Annotated in this window: 19 protein-coding genes; 5 read left to right on the top strand and 14 right to left on the bottom strand. The window is 70.5% G+C overall.

What is annotated here, in order from left to right; translation table 11 throughout:
* Nucleotides 1-88 precede the first annotated feature (88 nt).
* The 10 genes from AB0A61_RS04765 to AB0A61_RS04720 form a co-directional block, all read right to left on the bottom strand.
* Nucleotides 89-1,117 carry a BMP family ABC transporter substrate-binding protein gene (locus tag AB0A61_RS04765; protein WP_361286014.1) on the bottom strand — a complete coding sequence of 343 codons (1,029 nt, stop codon included), beginning with the start codon at nucleotides 1,115-1,117 and terminating at the stop codon, nucleotides 89-91.
* A gap of 367 nt (nucleotides 1,118-1,484) precedes the next feature.
* Nucleotides 1,485-2,714 carry an amidohydrolase gene (locus tag AB0A61_RS04760; RefSeq protein WP_361286011.1) on the bottom strand — a complete coding sequence of 410 codons (1,230 nt, stop codon included), beginning with the start codon at nucleotides 2,712-2,714 and terminating at the stop codon, nucleotides 1,485-1,487.
* 65 nt (nucleotides 2,715-2,779) lie between these two features.
* Nucleotides 2,780-3,367 (bottom strand): hypothetical protein, encoded by a 588-nt coding sequence (locus AB0A61_RS04755; protein ID WP_361286008.1) that lies wholly within the window; start codon nucleotides 3,365-3,367, stop codon nucleotides 2,780-2,782.
* Between the two features lie 232 nt (nucleotides 3,368-3,599).
* Nucleotides 3,600-4,274 carry a hypothetical protein gene (locus AB0A61_RS04750; protein ID WP_361286005.1) on the bottom strand — a complete coding sequence of 225 codons (675 nt, stop codon included), beginning with the start codon at nucleotides 4,272-4,274 and terminating at the stop codon, nucleotides 3,600-3,602.
* Nucleotides 4,271-4,693: a hypothetical protein gene (locus tag AB0A61_RS04745; protein WP_361286002.1), complete on the bottom strand. Its 423-nt coding sequence runs from the start codon at nucleotides 4,691-4,693 to the stop codon at nucleotides 4,271-4,273. The genes AB0A61_RS04750 and AB0A61_RS04745 overlap by 4 nt, the downstream gene beginning before the upstream one ends.
* A 15-nt stretch (nucleotides 4,694-4,708) precedes the next feature.
* Nucleotides 4,709-7,147, bottom strand: coding sequence for a glycoside hydrolase domain-containing protein (locus AB0A61_RS04740; protein WP_361285999.1), 2,439 nt, complete (start codon nucleotides 7,145-7,147; stop codon nucleotides 4,709-4,711).
* Nucleotides 7,148-7,323: 176 nt separating this feature from the next.
* On the bottom strand, nucleotides 7,324-8,610 hold the full coding sequence (locus AB0A61_RS04735) for a hypothetical protein (RefSeq protein WP_361285996.1): 1,287 nt from the start codon (nucleotides 8,608-8,610) through the stop codon (nucleotides 7,324-7,326).
* Between the two features lie 44 nt (nucleotides 8,611-8,654).
* Complete coding sequence (locus tag AB0A61_RS04730; protein WP_361285993.1) at nucleotides 8,655-9,593, bottom strand: N-acetylneuraminate synthase family protein; 939 nt, start codon at nucleotides 9,591-9,593, stop codon at nucleotides 8,655-8,657.
* A 12-nt stretch (nucleotides 9,594-9,605) separates the two neighbouring features.
* The gene (locus tag AB0A61_RS04725; RefSeq protein WP_361285990.1) at nucleotides 9,606-10,904 is read right to left on the bottom strand and encodes an N-acylneuraminate cytidylyltransferase; all 1,299 of its coding nucleotides are present in this window, start codon (nucleotides 10,902-10,904) and stop codon (nucleotides 9,606-9,608) included.
* Nucleotides 10,905-10,936: 32 nt separating this feature from the next.
* A complete protein-coding gene (locus AB0A61_RS04720; RefSeq protein ID WP_361285987.1) occupies nucleotides 10,937-12,292 on the bottom strand; it encodes a DUF6716 putative glycosyltransferase in 1,356 nt (451 codons plus the stop codon).
* 199 nt (nucleotides 12,293-12,491) lie between these two features.
* Here AB0A61_RS04720 and AB0A61_RS04715 point away from each other — a divergent pair, with 199 nt between their 5' ends.
* From AB0A61_RS04715 to AB0A61_RS04700, 4 genes are all read left to right on the top strand, one after another.
* A complete protein-coding gene (locus AB0A61_RS04715) occupies nucleotides 12,492-13,469 on the top strand; it encodes a glycosyltransferase family 2 protein (protein ID WP_361285984.1) in 978 nt (325 codons plus the stop codon).
* Nucleotides 13,466-14,803 (top strand): alpha-2,8-polysialyltransferase family protein, encoded by a 1,338-nt coding sequence (locus AB0A61_RS04710; protein ID WP_361285982.1) that lies wholly within the window; start codon nucleotides 13,466-13,468, stop codon nucleotides 14,801-14,803. Before AB0A61_RS04715 ends, AB0A61_RS04710 begins: the two co-directional genes overlap by 4 nt.
* Before the next feature lie 236 nt (nucleotides 14,804-15,039).
* On the top strand, nucleotides 15,040-16,149 hold the full coding sequence (locus tag AB0A61_RS04705) for an acyltransferase (RefSeq protein ID WP_361286259.1): 1,110 nt from the start codon (nucleotides 15,040-15,042) through the stop codon (nucleotides 16,147-16,149).
* A 107-nt stretch (nucleotides 16,150-16,256) separates the two neighbouring features.
* Nucleotides 16,257-17,216 (top strand): class I SAM-dependent methyltransferase, encoded by a 960-nt coding sequence (locus AB0A61_RS04700; protein WP_361285979.1) that lies wholly within the window; start codon nucleotides 16,257-16,259, stop codon nucleotides 17,214-17,216.
* Nucleotides 17,217-17,292: 76 nt separating this feature from the next.
* Here AB0A61_RS04700 and leuE read toward each other — a convergent pair whose 3' ends face one another.
* The 3 genes from leuE to AB0A61_RS04685 form a co-directional block, all read right to left on the bottom strand.
* Nucleotides 17,293-17,946: a leucine efflux protein LeuE gene (gene leuE / locus AB0A61_RS04695; protein ID WP_361285976.1), complete on the bottom strand. Its 654-nt coding sequence runs from the start codon at nucleotides 17,944-17,946 to the stop codon at nucleotides 17,293-17,295.
* Nucleotides 17,947-18,014: 68 nt separating this feature from the next.
* Complete coding sequence (locus tag AB0A61_RS04690) at nucleotides 18,015-18,590, bottom strand: Uma2 family endonuclease (protein ID WP_361285973.1); 576 nt, start codon at nucleotides 18,588-18,590, stop codon at nucleotides 18,015-18,017.
* Nucleotides 18,591-18,682: 92 nt separating this feature from the next.
* A complete protein-coding gene (locus AB0A61_RS04685; RefSeq protein ID WP_361285970.1) occupies nucleotides 18,683-20,263 on the bottom strand; it encodes a methylmalonyl-CoA mutase family protein in 1,581 nt (526 codons plus the stop codon).
* Nucleotides 20,264-20,546: 283 nt separating this feature from the next.
* Between AB0A61_RS04685 and AB0A61_RS04680 the strand changes: the two genes are divergently transcribed.
* Nucleotides 20,547-21,416, top strand: coding sequence for a L,D-transpeptidase family protein (locus AB0A61_RS04680; protein WP_361285967.1), 870 nt, complete (start codon nucleotides 20,547-20,549; stop codon nucleotides 21,414-21,416).
* 292 nt (nucleotides 21,417-21,708) lie between these two features.
* Here the strand turns inward: AB0A61_RS04680 and AB0A61_RS04675 are convergent, their stop codons facing one another.
* Nucleotides 21,709-22,500, bottom strand: a complete 792-nt coding sequence (locus tag AB0A61_RS04675) for a hypothetical protein (RefSeq protein ID WP_361285965.1) — start codon at nucleotides 22,498-22,500, stop codon at nucleotides 21,709-21,711.
* Between the last annotated feature and the right edge of the window lie 200 nt (nucleotides 22,501-22,700).

Here is a 22,700-nt window from a genome sequence, read left to right as displayed (position 1 = left end):
ACGCCCCTTGCGGATGGCAAGGGGCGTACGGTCGCAACGGGGCACGTGGGGGGCGCCCGGGGCCGCGGATCCGGGCGTCAGGCGGCCGTCACTGGGTCTTGACGGTGACCTTGCCGTCGATGATGTCCTGCTTGGCCTTGTCGACGGCGGCGACGACGTCCTTCATCGCCTGGTACTTCGGGTTGGAGTCGGCGAAGCCGACGCCACCCGACTTCAGGTCGCCGCGCACCTCGCCGGTCAGCGGCTTGCCCTCGACGACGGACTTGCTCAGGTCGTAGACCGCGCCGCCGACGTTCTTCAGGGCCGAGCCGAGGATGTAGTCCTTGTACTTGGCCAGGGCGCTCTGCTGGTACTGGTCGGAGTCCACGCCGATGGCCCAGACCTTGTGCTCGGCCGCGGCCTGGATGACGCCCTGACCGGACAGACCGGCGGCGTGGTAGATCACGTCCGCGCCCGCCTCGATCTGGCCGTTCGCCGCGTCCTTGCCCTTGTCCGGGCTGGAGAAGCCGCCCTCCTGCGGCGTCTGGGTCAGGTACTGCGACTCGATCCTGATCTTCGGGTTGACCGACTGGGCGCCCTGCTTGAAGCCCGCCTCGAACTTGTGGATCAGCGGGATGTCCACACCGCCGATGAAGCCGATGTGGTTCTTCTTGGTCGCCTTGGCCGCCGCGACACCGGCCAGGTACGACGACTGCTCCTCGTGGAAGACGAGGTCGGCGACGTTGCTCGCCTTCACCGTGTTGTCGTCGATGATGCCGAAGGTGATCTTCGGGTACTTGGCCGCGACCTCCTTGACGGCCGGGGCGTACACGAAGCCGACGCCGATGACCGGGTTGTAGCCGGCCTTGGCCAGCTGCTCCAGGCGCTGCACCTTGTCGGCGCTGGACTCGTTGTCGTTCGGCTCGACGTCGCGGCCGCTGATCTTGAACTCCTTCTCGGCCTTCTGGAAACCGGAGAAGGCGGCGTCGTTGAAGGACTGGTCGCCCTTGCCGCCGATGTCGTACGCGAGACCGATGCCCTTGCCCGAGTACTTGCCGGACTCGGAGGAGCCGCCGGACGACTCACTGCTGGACTTGCCGCACCCGGCGGCGGCGAGCGCGATGACCGCTACGGTCACCGCGGCTTGGGAGAACCTGGTCCTCCGAGAGTTCAGACGCACAGCAAGCACCCCTTCATCCCCACGGCACCGTCGCCGGCCCGCTTCCCCATGTGCCGCCTGGTGGCGATTTTCGGCGCACCGTAACGCGCGTAGAAGTACGGGGGAACAGGGTTTCTCCCAGCCGTTATCGAACCGTGCCGACAGCGGGTCACGTTTACGTGTCACCGACTGCGCACGAGTGACACGGGCGGACGAAGAGGCGCCGATCGGGACGCCCCTTTCCCGGTGCCTTCCGACTCTACGGCGGCACGGTGGCGCCTGCGACGGAACCCTGCGACAGAACGGCGTGCCGGACTCGGAAGGCGGGCGTGCCCGACGGGAGGGGTCAGCGTGCCGGATGCAGCAGCGCGGCGGCCGTGAACAGCTCGACGCCCACCTTGATCGCGGACTCGTCGGCGTCGAAGTCCCCCTGGTGCAGGTCGCGCACGGTCCGCTCGCCCGGCGTCCGCACCCCGAGCCGGGCCATGGCACCGGGCACCCGCTCCAGGTACCAGGAGAAGTCCTCGCCGCCGAGGCTCTGCTCGGTGCTCTCCACCGACTCCGCGCCCCGCCGCGCCACCATCGCGTCCCGCAGCAGGTCGGTGACCACCGGGTCGTTGACGACCGGCGGCACCCCGCGCACGTAGGTGATCTCCGACTTGGCCTTGTGCAGGTTCGCCACCTCGTCGATCGCGGCGACCACCATGTCGGGCGCCTGCCGCCAGACGTTGATGTCGAGGCAACGTACGGTCCCGGCGAGCTCGGCACTCTGCGGGATGACGTTCGGGGCGTGCCCGGACTCGATCCGCCCCCAGGTCACGGCGAGGCCGGCCCGGGTGTCGACCCGTCGGCCGACGAGCGCGGGCACGTCGACGACGACCCGGGCGGCGGCGGTGACGAGATCCGTGGTGAGGTGCGGCCGGGCGGTGTGCCCGCCGGGCCCGGCGAGCGAGACCTCCAGCCGGTCACAGGCGGAGGTGATCGGTCCGTGCCGCAGTCCGACCTTCCCGGCATCCACCCGGGGGTCGCAGTGCACGGCGACGATCCGCGTGACCCCCTTCAGCACCCCGCTCGCGATGGCACCGGCGGCACCGCCGGGCAGCACTTCCTCGGCGGGCTGGAAGATCAGCCGTACGGGCCGGGGCAGCAGCCCCTGCCGGTGCAGGTCGGCAAGGACGAGGCCCGCACCCAGCACGACAGTCGTGTGGACGTCGTGACCACACGCGTGCGCACGGTCCGGCACCGTCGACCGGTACGGGCACTCGCCCTTCGTGTCCGGGATGGGCAGGGCGTCGATGTCGGCCCGCAGGGCGAGTACGCCCTCCCCGTCGGACGCATCCCCGATGTCCCCGCCGATGTCACATACGAGCCCGGTCCCGGAGGGAAGCACCCGCGGCTTCAGTCCGGCCCTCTCCAGCCGTTCCTTGATCGCGGCGGTGGTGCGGAACTCCTGGTTGCCGAGCTCCGGGTGCATGTGCAGGTCGCGTCGGAAGGCAACGAGTTCAACGCGCAACGCCTCGGACAGCACGCCGGGGAAAGTGTCCCCCGGCAGGTCGGCCTCGGACTCTAGGGACATCAGTTGCTTCACCCTCTGAAGGGTAGGACGCCCGCACGGCCAACCGACCCTCGATCAACAAAAGTTCAACCCCACAGGGGAAGAAAATCTGACCGCCGGACGCATACGTGTCGAGTGGGATGGGTAGACCCACTCTTCTTTCCTCCACGCATACCACGACACGCTGGAGCCACACCGGTCCGTTCACCTGTCGGACGCCCCGCGGTGGGCCCGCCGGGGCGCGTCGGCCCCGGACCCGCCGGGCCCACCTGCGAGGATTCGGCCGGACGGACCAAGAACCATGGTCCCGCCATTCGGCCTCCGACGACACCCGAGCCGGGGCGGCCCCTCGTCATCTGCGCCTTCCGTCCGTGGGGCTGCTCGTCAGGTGAGCTCGTCAGGTGAAGGTTGTGCTGAACCCTGGTGCTGAGCAGGCCGTCGGAGAACCAGAGGTTGGCGCTGGGCGGGAAGAGGCCCGAAGCGGTCTGCGTGCAGTAGTACATCCGGGTGCCGCCGACGGTGGACGGCCAGTCGGGGTATTTCTCCCGCTGGAGGTCGGGGTATTTCTCCCGCTGGAGCACGCAGGAGTCCCTGTGCACGATCGAGAAGACCTGCGCCTCGGTCATGAGCTTGCCGAGCTTGTTGTACTGGGCGAGCCGGATGGAGGGCTTCATGCCGGTCCATGCCAAAGGTGATCTTGTCGTACTGCTCGACGGTGAAGCCGGAGTAGGCCTGCGCCTGGGTGGCGGCACCGACCCAGCCCGGCCGCGACAAGGGCGACGGCCGCCATTCCTGTGCGCATTCCCGCGGTTCCCTTCGATGAGGGAGCACATGGCCTCACACCCTGGCAAAGGGGTGCGAGGCCATCGTCGGGGCCCCTGGTCTCTGTTCGATCTCCAGTCGGTCCTAGGCGGTGAGTGCGGCGTTGCGGTGGGCGAAGGATCTTGCGCGGGCCTGGCGGCCGGGGTCGAAGGCGTCCGTTGCGCCGGCGCCCTGGCCGCCCGGTCCGGTGTTCCATCCGTTGATCTTCCGGGCGGCGTCCTTCACCTTGGGGTGGCCCGGTCCGAGAGCGATCTCGAAGTGGGACTCCTTGGGCGCCCTGAAGTCGCCGCCCCAGGCCACGGCCCCGTCGAGCTCGGCCAGGATGTCGCGGACGACGATCAGCTCCATCGGGTATAAGCCGCCCCTGACGCCGAGCGGATATGCCTGGGGTCTGATCTCGATCGCGGTGCCGGACAGGTAGTTGGACTCGTGGCGCTCGCGGACGCGGCGCGAGGTGCGGTGCCCCCGGACGTCGCCGTCGCGGAGCCGGCCGATCTCGTAGTGGAAGCGGCGTGCGACGTACAGCAGGATCGTCGCGGCATCGCCGGTGGCGAGGCGCACGGACTGGTTGCTGCCTTCGATGCGGAAGTTCCTCGCCTCGCCCGGGATCTCCCAGCCGTTGGCCGAGTCACGCCCGGTCCAGGCCGTCGAGCGGTCGGCGGCCTGGGCCGGTACCGCGCCGAGGGAGGAAGCCATGGCCACGGCTGTCGCGAGGCCCGCGGTGGCGCCGACGAAATGGCGCCTGGTCAGCTCGTTCACGCTGTGCCCTTCTGGTCTCGTCTGTTCGCAACGACCAGCCGGACGGCCACGCCCAGGCAGGCGAGGGCCAGCACGGGCAGGATCACCAGAGCCGGGTTCACCCATGGCGGGACCAGGTCGTGGGCGGCGTTGCACTTGTCGTGCAGCGGGAACCATCGCGAGGGCTCTTGCCAGTGGGCGGCCCGGTAGGCGCTGTCGTAGTGGGCACCGGCCCGGTGGCAGGCCTCCTCGGCGTCCAGGGAGGACCCCGCGAAGGCACCGACGAGCCAGGTGACCACGGTGGCCAGCGTGCAGAGCACGGCTGTCCCCGTGAACCAGCCGGGGGTCTTCCACCGGCCGTTGAACAGGGGCCGGCCCCACAGCCACAGCACGGGAAGGGTGGGCACGGCGAGGCAAAGGGAGTTCGCGATGACGTCCATGCTGCGGTTCGGGTCTTAGCGGTCGGCTCGTGCGGCTGCCCGCTGCCGGGCGGCCCTGAGGTAGTTCTGGAGGTTCTTCCGGTAGGCGGGGGCCAGGGAGTTCTCCAGGCCCAGGAGGGCGAGCATGCGGTCGCTGAAGCCGAGGCAGAACGAGTCGAGCTTGTCGCTGCCGCCGGGCAGGTTGATCAGCAGGGACGGAAGCATAGCCCCGGACGCCATGATGAGCTTCTTGCGTGCCAGGTCGATGGTCACGTCGTCCGCGGCCGTGAGGATGTTCCAGCAGGACTGTTTGCAGTTCCCGGCGGTCTGCCAGCGGCGGTCGAAGTTGTCGCGGAAGCGGTGCAGACCCCCGCCGCCGTTGTACTGGGCCTTGACCCAGTCGACGACGTTCTGACCGCCGGCGACGGCCTTGCCCAGCAGGTATCCGTCGGCGTCCTCGACCATGTCGGTGAAGCCGAAGCTGGACACCGTGTTGGGCTTGGCGAGCTTGGCGTCGCAGAAGGCGTGACCGGAGGCGTACTGCGCCTCGGAGTTACGCCAGTCGGAGTAGAAGGTCATGATGTCGCCGCCCCAGCCCGCGATGTCACCACCGGTGGCGGACTTCTTGTCGCTGGGGTCGGAGTTGACCAGGAAGCCGTTGGCGGTGGCCATGAGGTGGGTGGCGTCGAGGTCGTAGCCGGAGATCGGGTCCTTGAAGGTCGCCGTCACCGACATGCCGCGGCTGTTGCAGTAGTCGACAAAGCCGGAGTCGTAGCTTCCGGCCAGCCACCACCAGGCCATGCCCTGGTACTTCTCGTGGCGGATGTACTCCATGACCAGCTGGCTGGGGTTCTTCCCGCCGCCGTAGGCGACCGCCATGCCGTAGAGCTTCTCGACGTAGGCGATGAAACCGTCGGCGGGGCCCCCGGTGTCGTTGACGGAACGGGCACCCGGATCACCGCCGTTGCGCCAGACGTCCCGGTCGAGGTCGAAGCGGTCGCTTCCGTTGGTGACGCTGAACTCCTTGATCTGGTTGAGGGACCAGTTGTCCGGCAGCGGGAAGCCGAGGTTGCCGGAGAAGCCCCAGGACATGCCGGAGACGAAGGAGTACCGGGCCAGCGTCTTGCTGGTGACGTTGGTGCAGACGTTGCGGGAGCCGTAGACGCCGTGGAAGTACTTCTTGCCCTGGCTCGCCAGGCCCGCCGCCACGCCGTTGAAGTAGGTGATGACGCCCTGCGGGTAGCCGTCGATCTCCTCCTGCGTGGCGTCGTAGTCGCAGGCGAAGTAGATGGTGGTGCCCCGGTTGAAGCCGTAGTCGGAGGCGAGTTTGTGGGCGTTGAGGGCCTGCTGGTACCCGGCGGTGTAGGTGAAGTCCGCCAGTTGGCGGGCGTTGTCCTGATAGATGGGGAAGACGCGCAGCCCGGCGTCGAAGATGGTCCTGAGTTCGCCGGGCTTGATCTCCTTGTCGAGGGTGGAGCCCGGCGGGTCGTACAGGTAGCGGCCGACCACGCGGAAGCCGTTGTCGTAGAGCCACTTGGCGCGCGAGGCGGTGATCTCGAAGCGGGTGTCGCAGCCGTGGGCCTCGCGGTCCGGGTCGCCCATGGAGACCAGGAGCTGGCACCAGGTCGGGTAGTCGCCGGCGCCGGACGCGGGCAGCAGCTGGGAGAACTCCTGGAAGACCTTGACGTACTCGGTGGTCTTGGAGTCGTAGGTGTCCTTGAAGGTGGTGCGGACCTCCTGATCGTCCAGGCCGTGCAGGATGACCGGCTCGTTGAAGACGCAGGCGGCCGTGAAGAGCTGGACGAAGATCCCCGAGTCCCCCTCTCTGAGGGGGTGGGCTCTCAGGCCCGCCTGGGTGCCGGGGCCGAAGTTGCCGGTGGGGGTGAGACCCAGTTCGTACTGGAGGGCGATCACGAGGGCCTTCTGCACGTCACGGGAGTAGATCCCGTCGCAGGGGCCGATGCTGTAGGCGTCCTTCTGCCAGTAGCGGCCGTTCAGCCACTGCTGGATGCCGCGGATCTTGTCGGTGCCGCCGGCGACCACCACGTAGGCGTCCATGTTGAGGATGCTCTTGGCGATCTTTGCGTTGACGGTGCCGTCGCCCTCGGGGATGCCCATGTTGGAGCGGAGACTCTTGACGGCCTCGCGGGTCACGCCGGTGTACCAGCCGTAACTGTCGGGCTCGACGGCCCAGTAACCCTTGCAGAACAGGCCGTGCTCGAGGATCGCGACGATGTTGCGGTTCTTGTCCCAGCCGAAGCCGATGTCGCCGAGTGCGGCGAACTTGGACAGCGTGGTGGGGCCGAAGGAGGCGGCCACGGGATCGATGCCGAGTTCGTGCTGAAGACCCATCACGAGGGAGTACATGGTGGCCCAGCCGGTCTTGCCGTCCTCGGGGCAGCGGACGTAGCCGTTGACGCTGCCGTAGGTGGCGTTGACCCACTTCTGGGCTTCCAGAACCTTGGCGTCTGCCATGGGTGCAGCCCTTTCTTCTCACAGGAAGCGGCAGCGGACACCAAATGGCCCACCACGGAAAGCGGTTGGGCCGATGACCGATGCCTAACCTGCCACCATAGGCAGACCCTCTCTTCTCCTCGTCTTCACCTGTTGCCCCTCTGTCCGGGGCGGGCGGCGGGCCGTTGTCACGGCCCTTACACCGCGCTCACCGCCGCCAGGCGGTGCACGTCGCGCGCCGTTCCCGTCACACCGGACAGGAAGCCCTGCGCCCGCGGGGACGCGTGTTCCGTCAGCCACGTCGGGTCGATGTCGCAGACGGCGACCTTGACCTCGGTGCCGACCAGCGCCAGGGGGAGGGTGTGGACGACCGTGGAGGGGAAGCTCAGGATCGTGCGTCCGATCGGTCCGCGCCGGGCGATGAGCTCCAGCGGCAGATCCGGCCGGACGATCTGAAGGCCCGTCTCCCCCGCCAGCCGGTGCAGCTTCTCGGCGCTCTCGCGGCGGTGCGCGAAGTAGCGCTTCACACCGTGCGCCCCGGCGAGGCTGCGTACGGCGTCCAGGTAGCGTTCGCCGTCCACCACGCCCGTCTCGACCAGGGACGTCCCCACCATGTCCGCGCCACCGGTGATACGGGGCGGACCGAAACGGGACCGGGTCCAGGCGAAGTCGTTCGCGGTGACCGTCACACCGTCCGGGGTCTCCTCGATCGGCATCGAGGAGAACACCTGCACGCGACGGCCCGCCCGCGGTGTGAGGCGGCGGCGGGCGGAGGCCGACACGGGGGCGAAGAGGAGGTCTCTCGGGCCGCGGCGGCCGCCCTTGCGGTGCCAGCGCACGAGGCGTTCACCGCGGGCCAGCTGGGCGACGAACTCCATCGTCGCCGTACCGTCGTCCACCACGACCAGGTCCCCGGCCCGGGTGATGGTCAGCAGCAGCTGCACGTAACGCGAGAACGGGTCCCCCATCACCACCCGGTCCGCCCGGCGCAGCAGAGAGGTCAGGCCGCCGATCGTCTGGAACGGTGCGGCCGGCCCGCCCCGCGCCTCCTCCCAGCGCACCTTGTGCCCCTCGTCGCGGGCCAGCTCGGCCATCCGCCGCAGCTGGCCGCGGGTCATCGGGTCGGTCGGGGCCAGGACGACGAGCGTGAGCCCCGTGCCGCCACCTGCTGCCCGCAGGCCGCCGACCGCGAGTGTCCCCGCGCCGGGCCCCGCGGGATTCCCCGCGCCGGGCTCCGCGCCGGCCCTCGCGAGATCCCCCGCGCCGCTCTGGGCACCGGCCCCCGCTGCCGCCGGTGGCGGAGCGGGATGCACGGTGCGCCGCGTCTGGGCCGGGACCAGCCCCGTGCCGCACACCTCGCGGTCCGCCTCCAGGGCGTGGACATGCGCCCACTCCAGCACGTTGAGCAGCTGTACCGGGCTCTCGACGAAGGCGAGGGTGCGGGAGCCGTGGGAGGAACCGGCGGACCCGGCGCGGGGGCTCATCGACGTACGACCGTCCCGTCGTAAGGGGTGGGGGAGGCCCGGTCTCACACCGCGACCGGCTCGCCCGCCGCCGCGGCGATCTCCGCCTCGGCGACGACGCCGACGACACGGCGCAGCTTCTTCATCGGGCCGAGCTCGGAGTCGTAGACCTTCTTCACGCCGTCGCCGAGCGAGGCCTCGATGGTGCGGATGTCGCGGACCAGGCGCTGCAGGCCCTGCGGCTCGACGGAGGCGGCCTGGTCCGAACCCCACATCGCGCGGTCCAGGGTGATGTGGCGCTCGACGAAGGTCGCCCCGAGCGCGACCGCGGCGAGGGTGGTCTGCAGGCCGGTCTCGTGGCCGGAGTAGCCGATCGGAACGTTCGGGTACTCCTTCTCCAGCGTGTTGATCACGCGCAGGTTGAGCTCCTCGGCCTTCGCCGGGTAGGTCGACGTGGCGTGGCAGAGCAGGATGTTCTCGCTGCCGAGGACCTCGACCGCGTGGCGGATCTGCTTCGAGGTCGACATGCCGGTGGAGAGGATGATCGTGCGGCCGGTGGCGCGCAGGGCGCGCAGCAGCTCGTCGTCCGTGAGGGAGGCGGAGGCGACCTTGTGCGCCGGGACGTCGAACTTCTCCAGGAAGGCGACCGCCTCGGTGTCCCACGGGGACGCGAACCAGTCGATGCCCTTCTCCTTGCAGTACGCGTCGATCTGGCGGTACTCGTCCTCGCCGAACTCCACCCGGTGGCGGTAGTCGATGTAGGTCATCCGGCCCCAGGGGGTGTCGCGCTCGATGCCCCACTGGTCGCGCGGGGTGCAGATCTCCGGCGTGCGCTTCTGGAACTTCACGGCGTCGCAGCCGGCCTCGGCGGCCACGTCGATGAGCTTGAAGGCGTTCTCCAGCTCGCCGTTGTGGTTGATGCCGATCTCGCCGCAGATGTAGACGGGGTGGCCGGGGCCGGCCTCGCGCGAACCGAAGGTACGGGTGCGGGAGTTGGTGCTCATCAGCAGATGTCCTTACTTGGTGGGGGACTCGAGAGAGGGGCCGAGGATCCAGCTGGCGATCTCTCGGATGGCGCCGTCGCCACCGGGGACGGTGGTGACCGCGCGTGCGGCGCCGCGCACGACGTCGTGGGCGCTCGCGACCGCCACGGGCCAGCCGACGAGGGCGAAGCACGGGAGGTCATTGACGTCGTTGCCGACGTAGAGCACGCGCTCCGGCGCGATGCCCTGTTCCTCGCACCACTGCTTCAGCGCGAGGTCCTTGCGGTCGATGCCGTGCAGCACCGGGAGCCTCAGCTTCCGGGCCCGGGCGGCGACGACCGGGTTCTGTTCCGTGGACAGGATCAGCATCTTCAGGCCGCTCCTGCGCAGGGCCGCGATACCGAGGCCGTCCCCGCGGTGCACGGAGACGAACTCCCGGCCGTCGGAGTCGATCAGCACCCGGTCGTCGGTCTGGGTGCCGTCGAAGTCGAGTACGACCGCGTCGATGTCGTCGGCGGCCGGGAGGGCGCCGGGCCGGTCCGCGTCGAAGAGGGGAGCCAGGGCGCGGGCGCGGGCCAGGTCGTGCGGATCGTCGATCTCCAGCACCCGGGCCGGGTCGGTGCGGACCAGTTCGGTGTGCCCGAAGAACCGGTGGCGGTGCTCGCGGAAGCCCTTGGCCTCCATCGCGTACGCGGCACCCGTCTCCAGCAGGTCCTGGGGACGGTCCTGGCGCCGCGGGCGGAAGGACTTGTCGTGGTTGACGCCGTAACCGCCCTCGGTGACGGTCGAGTTGGCGAGGGTCACCGCGCCGCCGACGGCGGCCGTGGACTGCGTACCGGTGACCGCCGGGTCGTCGGCCGCGTCGCGCCAGACGAAGCCGTGGAAGGGGGCCACGGTCACCGCGGTGTCGGCGCCGTTCTCGACGACGGCCGCCGCCACCCCGTCGACGTCCTCGCGGACCAGGAACGGGCTGGTGCACTGCACGAGCAGCACGACGTCGACCGGGGCGCCGTGCAGCGCCTCGTGGGCGTCCACGGCGTGCAGGACGGCGGCCTCGGAGGTGGCGGTGTCGCCGGCGATGGCGGCGGGCCGCAGCACGACCTCGGCGCCGGCCTGCCGGGCGGCGGCGGCGATGGCCTGGTCGTCGGTGGAGACGACGACGTCGGTCACCAGCCGGGACGCGCGGCACTCGCGCACGGCGCGGGCCACCAGCGGGATGCCGCCGACCGGGGCGAGGTTCTTCGCGGGCACGCCCTTGGAGCCGCCCCGCGCGGGGATCACCGCGAGCACACGGCGCATCGGGGCACCGCGGTCCGCTTCCGGGTTGGACATGGGCTCCACTCCTTGACGTGGGATCCGGTCGCTCACAGCTCCCCCATCCGTCGGATCACGGGCGCCACGCGCTGCACGCCGTGGCGGTAGGCCCCGCGGGCCGCGCGGCGGACGATCTGCCGGAAGGGGCCCGGCTCCTTGTCGGCGGCCGGTGCGCCCGGCAGCGGGGTGCCGTCCGGGCCGAGGTGATGGCGGGCGAGGATGCCCGGCAGGTAGCCGGGGGCGGTCGCCGCCGTGTAGTAGGGCGCCAGGGGCGGCAGGCCTTCGGGCCGGTCCAGCAGCTCGGCGATGCGCGCGCGGGCCGCGTCGAAGGCCGTGGCGTACGAGCCGTCGGCGGCGACGCCCTGCCGGGACACCCACTCCTCGTCGGGCGCCGGACGGTGTCCGGCGTCCAGCTGGTCCCAGGAGGCCAGGCAGCCGGACCCGACGAAGTGGTGGTTGCCGAGCACCTCGCGTACGCCGAGGTCGGTGAGGACGACGGTGGGGATACGGCGGTGCAGGGCCTCCAGGGCGGCGGTGGAGCTGACCGTCACCAGCAGGTCGGTGCGGTCCAGCACCTCGCCCATGTGTCCGTACACCAGGCGGAAGTTGGGGGGCAGGTCGGTCTTCTGCGCCAGCTTCTGGTAGGGCAGTTCCTCGATGTGCGTGGTGTGCTCGCCGGGCTTGGAGCGCAGCTTGAGCAGCACCTCGCGGCGCGGGTGCAGGCGGGCGTGCCGGACCAGCCGGTCGAGGAGGTAGATGCGATCCGTGCGGCTTGCCGGGACCGAGGGCTGCGCGGCGAACACCACGGTGAAGGGGGCGTGTTCACCGGTGTAGGGCGCGCCGCCGAGGAACGGCAGCGCCACCTCCGTGACCGCGGAGGCGTCGGCGCCCACTCCTTCGTACACCGCGCGGAAACGCTCGGCGTCCTGGCGGGAGTTGGCGAGTACGAGGTCCGCGCCGTGCCGCAGCAGCAGTCCGTCGGCGAGCTTCTCGTAGACGACGCCGACGTAGCCGGTGACGACGACGGGGCGCCTGCTGCGGCCCTGCCACACCCGCTTCAGCCCGTGCAGTATCGCCTGGACGCCGCCGCCGACCAGGGCGAGCACGAGGACGTCGTACGGCTCCTCGCCGGTGGCGTCTCCGTCCATGGCGTCCGTGGCGTCCATGGCGTGCAGGAACTGGACGGCGGTGACCTCGCGGAGCGAGTCCGCGCGGACGCCGACCTCCTTCAGCTGGCGGGCGGTGGGAGTGGCACGGCCGCGCAGGAGGTAGCCGTCAAGACGGATGTCCGATTCACCCTTTTCAGCGGAAACCATGCGGGTCGCGGTCAGCGCGCCCCATTTCCACCGGGTGTCGGAATCCGCGAGAACGGCAACTCGCAGGGCCTTCATTGCACTTGCTGGCACGCCGAAGACCGTAGGAAGGCATTCCAAGGTTCGGCCCAACCTGAATGCAACAAACGGTTAACAGCACATCGCCGAATGGCGAATCGGGCCTTGATCAGCTGAATAAACAATCGGGTTCACGGCATCGCCACGCTTCGTTCACCCAGGCTCAAACTGACAGTAAAGACGCAGGCCGGGGCCGACCCTTAACGTCATCCCCGTGGTCAAGCTCTCCGTCATCGTGCCGTTCTACAACGTGCAGCAATACGCGCCCGACACCTTGAAGAGCCTGCGTGCGAACGCGCGTGAGGACTTCGAATTCATTCTCGTCGACGACTGCTCGCGCGACGAGACCCCGGACATCCTCGCGCGCGCCGAGCGCGAGCTGCCGGGTGCGGTGCATGTCAGACACGAAAAGAACGGAGGACTGGCGACCGCACGCAACACCGGCATCGACAAGGCGCGCGGCGAGTACCTGACGTTCCTGGACGGGGACGACTGGCTCGCCCCCGGCCACTACCACCAACTGCTCGGCGCAATCGAGGAGTTGGGCTGCGACTTCGTCCGCACCGACCATGTGCAGTGCACCGGGCGGGCCCGCGCGATACACCGCGTCCCGCACGGCCGACGAGGGGTGGTGATGAACCCGCGCGAGGCGATCCTGCCCGCCGACCGCTCCACCTCGGTCGACTACGCCTATGCCTGGGCGGGGATCTACCACCGCCGGCTGGTCGACCGGGGACTGCTGCACTTCACCGACGGACTGCGCACGGCCGAGGACCGGCCGTGGATCTGGAAACTGCACCGGGAGGCGGATTCCTTCGCCGCGGTGGGCCTGCTCGGCGTCCACTACCGGCGGGGCGTCGCCTCCTCACTCACCCAGATCGGCGATGTGCGCCAACTTGATTTCATTCGCGCGTTCGACCAGGTCATCCAGGAAACGGCCCAAGATCAAGACGCGGACGAACTCCTCCCCAAGGCCGTCCGGACGTATTGCGCGATCATTTCCCATCATCTGGGTTCCATCGAAAGGTTCGAACCGGCGGTGGCACGGAAACTGAAGTCGCTCAGCGCGGGTGCCCTGCGGCGCATGCCCCAGGACATTCTCGACGAGGCGCTCGACTCGATGGACATCCAGCGCGCCACCCGGCTGCGCAGGCTGCGCCGCCGCCCGGCCGCCACGGGGGTCGCCGCGTGACCACGCAGATCTTCCTGGCGTCGACGCTGTACGGCACCGCCACGCTCGCCGCCGCCCTCGACTCCGACTGCTTCGGCCCAGCCGACCGCCGGATCCTGCTCGTCTGCAACAACGCGGCGACCCCGGAGACCACACCCGGCCCGGCCGAGATGCCGGGCTTCGAGCGGCTGCGGGAGCGGTTCGACGACGTGCTGTCGTGGAACGAGACCATCTCCCCCTTCCACCCGGGCGGCTGGGCTCCGCGCCTGGACGACGTCCCGCTGTGGGAACGGCACCTCAGACTGCTGTGGAACCTCGGCGACGACGACGTGGAACTGGTCGTGGAGTCGATCCAGGTCAACCCGGCGCTCGGCTTCTGCCAGCTCTTCACCGGCGCACCGGTCACCGTCTACGCCGACGGTCTGATGAGCTACGGCCCCACCCGCAACAAGATCGACCCCCTGGTCGGCACGCGCGTCGACCGGCTGCTGCACCTGGACCTGGTGCCGGGTCTGAAGCCCGTCCTGCTCACCGAGTTCGGTGTCGAGCCGGAGATCGTGCCGACGGACGCCTTCCTGAAGGTGCTGGCCGAACTCGCCGACACCGGCGACGAACTGCCCGGGGTCGGCGGCGAACCGGCCCTGCTGCTCGGCCAGTACCTCTCCGCGCTCGACATCCTCACCCCGCAGGAGGAGGAAGAGCTGCATGTACGGATGCTGCGGGGGGCGGTGCGACTCGGGCACACCCAGGTGGTGTTCAAGCCGCACCCCTCGGCCCCGGCCCGCTGGTCGCGCGCCCTGGAGAAGGAGGCCGAGAAGCTCGGCGCCGCCCTCACGGTGCTCGACACCCCTGTCCTCGCCGAGGTCCTCTACCAGCGGATGCGTCCCGCGCTGGTGGTCGGATGCTTCTCCACCGCCCTGTTCACCGCCTCGGCGCTGTACGGGCTGCCGGTCGCCCGTACCGGTACCGGCACGCTCCTGGAGCGGCTGACGCCATACGAGAACAGCAACCGGGTGCCGGTGACGATCGTGGACGCGCTGCTGCCCGAACTGAGCGAGCAGACGGCGGTCGGCGAGCAGCGGCAGGGCATGGCCGTCGAGGCGCTCACCGAGCTGGTCCGCACCGTGTCCTTCGCGATGCAGCCGAAGATCTACCCCGACCTGCGGAGGGCCGCGGAGCAGTACCTCGCCCGGCAGCTGAACCCGCACACCCGGCGCTACTTCAAGCGCCGCCGCCTCACCTCGCTCGCCCTGCCCGGCGGCGTCCCCGCGCAGCTGGCCTTCATCCCGCGCAACGCGACCGTCCGGCGGGTGGCCCGCCGTGCACGCTCGCTGGGGCGTGCGGTGGGCCGCTAGGGGGTGTCGTCGAACAGGGTGCCGTACGCCCCGACGTCACGGGCCCGGAACGGGGAAGCGACCCACGGGTGAACTCCTGCGGACGGCCCATGGAAAGAACACTCCGCCGCCAACTCCCGGTCAGACAGCCGTTCTAGGGTGCTGTGCACCGTCCGAGTCCCAATGAGGGGAAGCCTGTGATCGACACGCCCGAGGACACCCGGGGGACCTCGACGGGCACCGCGGTCCGCACCGTCCTGCCCCCCGTCGAGACGCCCCGCCCGGCCCCGCCGGCCAGGCCCCGGGAGACCCGGCTGCGCGCCCTGGACGGGCTGCGCCTGGTGGCCGCGCTGATGGTGGCGGCCTACCACTACGGCGGCCGGGACGGCGACGTCGCAAAGGCCTGGGGCAGCTCACCGCGCCACCTGTTCCCCGCGCTGCACCAGTACTTCGCCTACGGCTGCCTCGGCGTGCAGGTCTTCTTCGTGATCAGCGGCTTCGTCATCTGCATGAGCGGCTGGGGCCGGCCGCTGCGCTCGTTCTTCGCCTCCCGCGCCTCCCGGCTGCTGCCCGCCTACTGGGTGGCGATCGTCCTGGTGACCGGGGTGTTCGCGCTGCCGATGGTCGCGTACAAGACGGTCTCGCCGTCCGACGCACTGGTGAACCTGACCATGCTGCAGATGCCGCTCGGCGTGGACCGGGTGCTGGGCGTGTGCTGGACCCTGTGGGCGGAGATCCGCTTCTACGCCCTGTTCGCCCTGTGCATCGTGCTGCCCGGCGCGAACCGCCGACGGGTGATCCTGTTCTGCGCGGGCTGGACGCTGGCGTACGCGATCGCGCAGGGCGCGAAGCAGCCACTGCTCGACATCGTCCTGATGCCCGAGTACGCGCCGTTCTTCATCGGCGGCGTCGGCCTGTACCTCGTCCACCGCGACCGGCGTGACATCCACGCCTGGGGCATCGTGGCCGTCAGCTGGCTGATCGGCCAGCACTACGCGGTCCAGCAGCTCTGGCACGCGCCCACCGTGCACGCGTTCTCCCACCGCAGCGCCTCCGGCATCATGCTCGTCGTCACCCTCGGCTTCCTTGCCGTCGCCGCCATCGCCCTGGGCTGGCTCAGCTGGGCGAACTGGCGCTGGCTCACCGTGGCGGGCGCACTGACATACCCGTTCTACCTGGTGCACGAACACCTGGGCTGGGTCGTCATCCACGCCCTGCACCGGGGCCTGGGCATCCCCTCGTACGGCACCTTCCTGCTGACGGTCACCGTCATGCTGCTGCTGGCCTGGCTGCTCAACCGGTACGTGGAGCAGCGGCTGACGCCGATGCTGCGTACGGCGCTGGCCCGGCCGCGCCCTCGCCTCTAGCCGCAGTTGGCCTGCCGTTCACCTCTCCGTCCACTCAAAGGCGTGGCACCGGGCAGGCACCGAACAGTCCGCACCCGTTCGTCCGTTCCAGGGAGTGCAGGTTCCACATGACCGTCGCACCAGGCACCACCCGATCGCCCCGCCGGCTCGACGACGTACCCGGCTGGTTCCCCGTCCTCGACCAGGTGCTCTTCGAATGGTTCCTGGACCGCCAGGAGTCCGCGGGGCAGCCCGGCGACCTGCTGGAGGTCGGTGTGTACCTCGGCAAGAGCGCGATATTCCTCGGCCGTCACAGGCGGCCGGACGACGGCTACACCGTGTGCGACCTCTTCGAGGGCGACGCACCCGACGACGCCAACCAGGCCGAGACGTCCAAGTCGTACGCGACGCTCACCCGGCGGGCGTTCGAGCAGAACTACCTCGCCTTCCACGACGGGCTGCCCCGTGTCCTGCAGGGCCCCAGCTCCCTGGTACCGGCCGAAGTGGCGCCCCGTTCCTGCCGGTTCGTGCACATCGACGCCTCGCACCTGTACGAGCACGTGTACGCCGACATCGGCGCGGCCCGCGACGCCCTGCTGCCCGGCGGGATCGTCGTCCTGGACGACTTCCGGTCCGAGCACACGCCCGGCGTCTCCATCGCCGCCTGGGAGGCCGTGCTCAGCAGAGGCCTGCGCCCGATCTGCCTGAGCACGCAGAAGCTGTACGGCACCTGGGACGATCCCGAGCCCCTCCAGGAGGAACTGCTGGCGATGGCGCACGGGCGGGAGGACTGCGACGTGAGCGAGCAGCAGGCGGCCGGGCACCGCATCGTCCGCCTGAAGTCCAAGAGGGGCATGCAGGCCCCGCCCTTCCCGCTGTCGCGGTACGCGGAGGACGACCCGGAGCCCGCCCCGGCCGAGCCCCCCGTACGGCAGCAGTCCGCGCCCCCGGCTCCGACGGCCGTCCCGCGGCCGCGCCCGGCCCGGCCGCGCAGCCGCACCCGCCGGATAGCCGTGGATCTGCTGCCGCCGGTCCTCACTCGCGCGCTGCGCAGCGCCCGCGGCGGGCGCGGCACGGCGGCGCGCTGACGGACACCGGGAGACCGGCGACTCGGCGGCGGCCGCCGGACTCGCGGACCTCAGCCGGCCCGACCCGCGCCAGAGGCTACGCGCTGGCCAGCGACAACTTCACCGCGAAGCCCAGGAACAGCGCGCCCGCCGCCGACGTCGCCCACGCCGACAGGCGCTTGCGGCGGCGGAAGGCGGCGGCCAGCCTGGTGCCGCCGAATATCAGCGCGGTGAGGTAGAGGAAGCTGGCCAGCTGGGCGAAGGCGCCGAGCACCACGAAGGACAGGGCCGGGTAGGCATAGCCCGGGTCGACGAACTGCACGAAGAAGGCGACGAAGAACAGGATCGCCTTGGGATTGAAGAGGCTGATCACCAGGGCGCGGCGGTACGGCCGCTCCTCGGTGGCCCCGGCGGGCGCCGGGGCCTGCTCGACGGCCCGCTCGTGCCGGGTGCGCCACATCCCCCAGGCCGCCCGCAGCATCCCGATCGCCAGCCACGTCAGATACCCGGCGCCGGCGTACTTCACGATCCCGAACAGCACGGCGTTCGCCTTGAGCAGCGAGGCGACCCCGGCGGCCGACAGAGTCATCAGCACGGTGTCCCCGCACCACACGCCCGCGGCGGCCGTGTACCCGGCACGGACGCCTCGCCGGGCGGCCACGGACAGCACGTAGAGCGAGTTGGGCCCGGGGAGCAGGACGATGAGGACGAGGCCCGCCAGGTAGGTGGGGAGATCGATGACGCCGAACATGGAAAGGAGTGTCGCACAGGGGTACGACACTCTGGTTCCGGGCTTCCGGAGGGCGAAGAGGCGGACGGTCAGCCGTCGAGGAGCGTGTCCACCGAGAGCTCGACACGGACACCGATGGTCTCCGGCAGAGGCACGCTCTGGCCTCGCTTGAAGCGCTGCGGACCGGAGTACTTGCCGTCGGCCGGGTCGGTGTAGAGCAGCACCTCGTCGTGCTTGCGGTCGGCGACGAGGTAGGCGGGGATGCCGGCCTGGGCGTAGCACTCGACCTTGGGGCCCAGGTCGTCGGACCAGTTGGACGACGTCACTTCGACGACCAGACGGAAGACGTTCGGTGCGTAGTGGTTCTTCGTGACGTGGGCGTCTCGGAAGTCCTCGTCGACGACGGAGAGGTCGGGGATCGCGAAATCCTCGGGCAGCGTGGGGAGCCAGAGGCCGACGCCCTGGACATAGTCGCACCCCGCTTCGACAATGCCTGCCCGGTCGAAGACCCTCCCCAGCTTGGTCAACGACAGCGCATGCGAGCCGTCCGGCGGCGGTGTCACAGTGAGCCTCCCCTGGAGAATCTCCACGCGGTGCCCAGGCAGTGCACGGGAGAGCAGGTCGGCGGCCTCGCCCAACGTCAGCTCGTGTTGCAGTACAGCCACGGCGTCCTCCTTTTCGGGGCCCACCCTCCACGAGAGTAGCCGGGGACGTGCGACTTCCGCCCCCGATCACCCGTACGGACGAATTGCCCAGCTCAGAAGGCGTCGGAGGGCACGTAGTTCCCCCAGACGTCCCGCAGCGCGTTGCACACCTCGCCCACCGTCGCCCGGGCCTTCAGGGCGTCCTTCATCGGGTACAGGACGTTGTCCTCGCCCTGGGCGGCCTTCTTCAGGGACTCCAGCGCCGAGTCCACCGCCGCCTGGTCGCGCCCGGCGCGCAGCTTCGCCAGGCGCTCTGCCTGCTGGGCCTCGATGGCCGGGTCCACGCGGAGCGGCTCGTACGGCTCCTCCTCGTCCAGCTGGAAGCGGTTGACGCCCACGACCACCCGCTCGCCGGAGTCGGTCTCCTGGGCGATCCGGTACGCGCTGCGCTCGATCTCCTGCTTCTGGAAACCGTGCTCGATGGCCGACACCGCGCCGCCGAGATCCTCGACCTTCCGCATCAGTTCCACGGCGGCCGCCTCGACGTCGTCGGTCATCTTCTCGATGACGTAGGACCCGGCGAACGGGTCCACCGTCGCGGTCACGTCCGTCTCGTAGGCCAGGACCTGCTGGGTGCGCAGGGCGAGCCGCGCGCTCTTGTCGGTGGGGAGCGCGATCGCCTCGTCGAAGGAGTTGGTGTGCAGGGACTGGGTGCCGCCGAGCACCGCCCCCAGGCCCTGGACCGCGACCCGGACCAGGTTCACCTCGGGCTGCTGGGCGGTCAGCTGCACACCCGCCGTCTGCGTGTGGAAGCGCAGCATCTGCGACTTGGGGTTCTTCGCGCCGAACTCCTCCCGCATCACCCGCGCCCAGATCCGGCGGGCCGCACGGAACTTGGCGACCTCCTCCAGGATCGTCGTCCGGGCGACGAAGAAGAAGGACAGGCGGGGCGCGAAGTCGTCGACGTCCATCCCGGCCGCGACCGCCGTACGGACGTATTCGATGCCGTCGGCCAGCGTGAAGGCGATCTCCTGCACGGGGGAGGCGCCCGCCTCCGCCATGTGGTAGCCGGAGATCGAGATGGTGTTCCACTTCGGGATCTCGGCCTTGCAGTACTTGAAGATGTCGGCGATCAGGCGCAGCGAGGGCTTGGGCGGGAAGATGTACGTCCCGCGCGCGATGTACTCCTTCAGCACGTCGTTCTGGATCGTGCCGGTGAGCCGGTCGGCCGGGACCCCCTGCTCCTCCCCCACCAGCTGGTACAGGAGCAGCAGCAGTGCGGCCGGGGCGTTGATGGTCATCGACGTCGAGACCTTGTCCAGCGGGATGCCGCCGAACAGCACCCGCATGTCGTCGATCGAGTCGATGGCCACACCGACCTTGCCGACCTCGCCGTGCGCGATGGGGGCGTCGGAGTCGTGGCCCATCTGGGTGGGCAGGTCGAAGGCCACCGACAGACCCATCGTGCCGTTGGCGATCAGCTGCTTGTAGCGGGCGTTGGACTCCACCGCCGTGCCGAAACCGGCGTACTGGCGCATCGTCCACGGCCGGCCCGTGTACATCGACGGGTACACACCGCGGGTGAAGGGGTACGACCCGGGCTCGCCCAGCTTCCCGGCCGGGTCCCAGCCCTCCAGGGCGTCCGGTCCGTAGACCGGCTCGATGGGCAGCCCGGACTCCGACTCGCGCGCCATGGTGTGTGCCTCCGCGTTCTCGATTACTCGCCAGTTACTCGCCGGTACCGCCGACCCTCGCCACGGACTGTAGCGGTGGCCGTGCGCCGGGTGGAGTGCCCCACGCTGGGACCTTGCTCACAGACCGGTTCTCCCTTGTGTTTCCCACCCTGCCGCGCGGTTCGCCGCCCGTCACGCGTGGGGAGACATCCGGGGTGCGAGAGACATCCGGAGTGCGGGAGACGTCTCGGGTGCGACCGGACTGCGGCTGGACCCGGGCACCGGTGAGACGGCGGGGGGCGGTATGCGTATCGGGGGCATGAGGAGATCGACCGCTGTCGCCGCGGCCGTCGCGCTGAGCGCACTGTGCGGCTGCACGGTGCAGCCCCCGGATCCGGGCGGCCGCCACCACTCGCCGGTGCACATCGAGCTCCCGTCCACCGGGTCGCCCGCGAGCCGGGCACCCACCGACGGCCGACCGGGCACGGGTCCGGGCACGGCCCGGAGCACGGCTCCGGGCACGGCCCCGGGCCAGGTCGAGGCGCAGGTGCTGTGGTCGCGCGGTGACACCGGTCGTGACGTCCGCGAACTCCAGGCCCGGCTGCGCCAGATCGGCTGGCTGTTCGACGGCCCGACCGGGACGTACGACGACCTGACGGAACAGGCCGTCGGCGGCTTCCAGGGCAAGCGCGGCCTGCCGCGGACGGGCCGGACCGACACCGTGACCTGGCAGCGGCTGCTGGGGATGACGCACGAGCCGGGCACCTGGGAGCTGTACCTGATGGGCGGACAGCCCGCCGGCGCCCCGGACCCGCGCTGCCTGACCGGCCGGGTGCTGTGCATCGACAAGACCAGCCGGACACTGCGCTGGATGGTCGGCGGGCGGACGCTGTCGACGATGGCGGTGCGCTTCGGCGCGCAGTACACGCCCACCCGGGAGGGCGTGTTCCAGGTCTACTGGAAGTCCCGCCACCACGTCTCGACGCTCTATCACTCCCCCATGCCCTACGCGATGTTCTTCAGCGGCGGCCAGGCCGTGCACTACTCCTACGACTTCGCGGCCCGCGGTTACGCCGGCGGCTCGCACGGCTGCGTCAACGTGCGGGACGAGGCGGCGATCGCTCTGCTCTTCGCACGGGTGAGGGTCGGCGACCAGGTCGTCGTGTACTGGTGACGCGCTGCGTCGAGAAGCCGAGAAGGAGATGAGTTGGGGCGCGGGCGGGACCGGGGGAACGTGTCCCGCCCGCGCCTGATGCACGAGCCGTGGGTACGGGGGGAACCCCGGCTCTGTGCGACGGCCGATGACCAGTCGGCTCACTCATTACTGCGCCACGGCGGCCGAAAACGTCACACCCCACGCCGAGAAATTTTCTCCGACCACAAAACCGCAGGTCAGGGGCGCGAGAAGAGGGTCTGGGGGCGCGCGGGAAGCCGACCGGGACGGTGACGGCGCGGTTTTCGCGGGGTCACAGCGCGCTGTACGGGTGCGGCGACGACACGCCGACGGGCACGGGCCCCGTCTTCGGCAGCAGCGGGCCGAGGACCGGGGGCATGCCGATGCCCTTCCCGGGGTGGCCTCCGCCTATGTGGGTGCCGTCGTCGCCGCCCTGGTCTCCCCGGCCGCCCTGGTCGCCCTGGCCGTGGCCGTCCTGACCGCCGCCCTCGCCCTGGCCCCTGCCGGCGTCGTCCCCGGAGCCGCCCTCGGCCGCCTTCAGCAGGCCCTTGCAGTACGTCCACACGCGGGAGGAGCCGCCCGCCGCCCCGTTCAGGACGCGCTTGCGGTCGAAGTCGAGGCCCTTGCCGTCGCGCAGGTCGCGGCAGGCCGAGGCCAGCCGCTTCCACCCGCCGCCGACCGCGGCCGACCGGTCGCCGGGGCCACCCGTCGGGTCCTGGCCGGGGGTCGCACCGTCGCGTGCGTTGTCGCGGGCATCGCCGTCGGACGAACCGCCGGTGGTACTGCCGGGCGTCGGCACACCGGAACGGCCGCCCGGGCCGCCGCCCGTCGAGGGCGAGACCAGCGGGCGGTCGGGTGACGCCGGGGCCGTGACGGAGGCCCCGGGGGCAGGCTTGTCACCGCCGAACGGAGTCGGCAGCACGCCGGTCGTGGCCGCGGCGGCGACGCCGCCGACCGCACCGGCGGCCAGTGCGGCGGACACCGCGAGGCGTACGGGGCGCAGCCGGCCGGGACGCCGGGCGCCGGAGGCGTGGGCGCCGATACGGAAGAGTCCGGCGTCGGCGGAACGGGCACGCTCGGGCACAGCGAACTCCGCTCCGGCATCGGCCCACTGAGCACGGGCCTTGCGGAACGCGGCCAGCGCGGCCGCCTCACCGGGGAGTTCGGCACCGGCGGGAGAGGGGCCGGCGGACAGGGCGTTCAGCGCCTCGGCGAGTCGTTGTGCCTGGTCACCGGCGGCGTCACCGACGGTTTCAAGTGGCTCCCCGCGCAGCAGTCGCTCCG

Origin of the sequence: Streptomyces sp. NPDC046197, assembly GCF_040646295.1 — a bacterium.
Classification (GTDB): domain Bacteria; phylum Actinomycetota; class Actinomycetes; order Streptomycetales; family Streptomycetaceae; genus Streptomyces.
Note: the sequence above shows the minus strand (reverse complement) of the source record. Positions and strands in the feature narration are given on the sequence as shown.

What these genes read in the sequence shown, in the direction of transcription:
- AB0A61_RS04760 (WP_361286011.1), bottom strand. Translation starts at nt 2,714, where the DNA reads ATGTCCCTAGAGTCCGAGGCCGACCTGCCGGGGGACACTTTCCCCGGC.
- AB0A61_RS04755 (WP_361286008.1), bottom strand. Translation starts at nt 3,367, where the DNA reads ATGAAGCCCTCCATCCGGCTCGCCCAGTACAACAAGCTCGGCAAGCTC.
- AB0A61_RS04745 (WP_361286002.1), bottom strand. Translation starts at nt 4,693, where the DNA reads ATGGACGTCATCGCGAACTCCCTTTGCCTCGCCGTGCCCACCCTTCCC.
- AB0A61_RS04740 (WP_361285999.1), bottom strand. Translation starts at nt 7,147, where the DNA reads ATGGCAGACGCCAAGGTTCTGGAAGCCCAGAAGTGGGTCAACGCCACC.
- AB0A61_RS04735 (WP_361285996.1), bottom strand. Translation starts at nt 8,610, where the DNA reads ATGAGCCCCCGCGCCGGGTCCGCCGGTTCCTCCCACGGCTCCCGCACC.
- AB0A61_RS04730 (WP_361285993.1), bottom strand. Translation starts at nt 9,593, where the DNA reads ATGAGCACCAACTCCCGCACCCGTACCTTCGGTTCGCGCGAGGCCGGC.
- AB0A61_RS04725 (WP_361285990.1), bottom strand. Translation starts at nt 10,904, where the DNA reads ATGTCCAACCCGGAAGCGGACCGCGGTGCCCCGATGCGCCGTGTGCTC.
- AB0A61_RS04700 (WP_361285979.1), top strand. Translation starts at nt 16,257, where the DNA reads ATGACCGTCGCACCAGGCACCACCCGATCGCCCCGCCGGCTCGACGAC.
- leuE (WP_361285976.1), bottom strand. Translation starts at nt 17,946, where the DNA reads ATGTTCGGCGTCATCGATCTCCCCACCTACCTGGCGGGCCTCGTCCTC.
- AB0A61_RS04685 (WP_361285970.1), bottom strand. Translation starts at nt 20,263, where the DNA reads ATGGCGCGCGAGTCGGAGTCCGGGCTGCCCATCGAGCCGGTCTACGGA.
- AB0A61_RS04680 (WP_361285967.1), top strand. Translation starts at nt 20,547, where the DNA reads ATGCGTATCGGGGGCATGAGGAGATCGACCGCTGTCGCCGCGGCCGTC.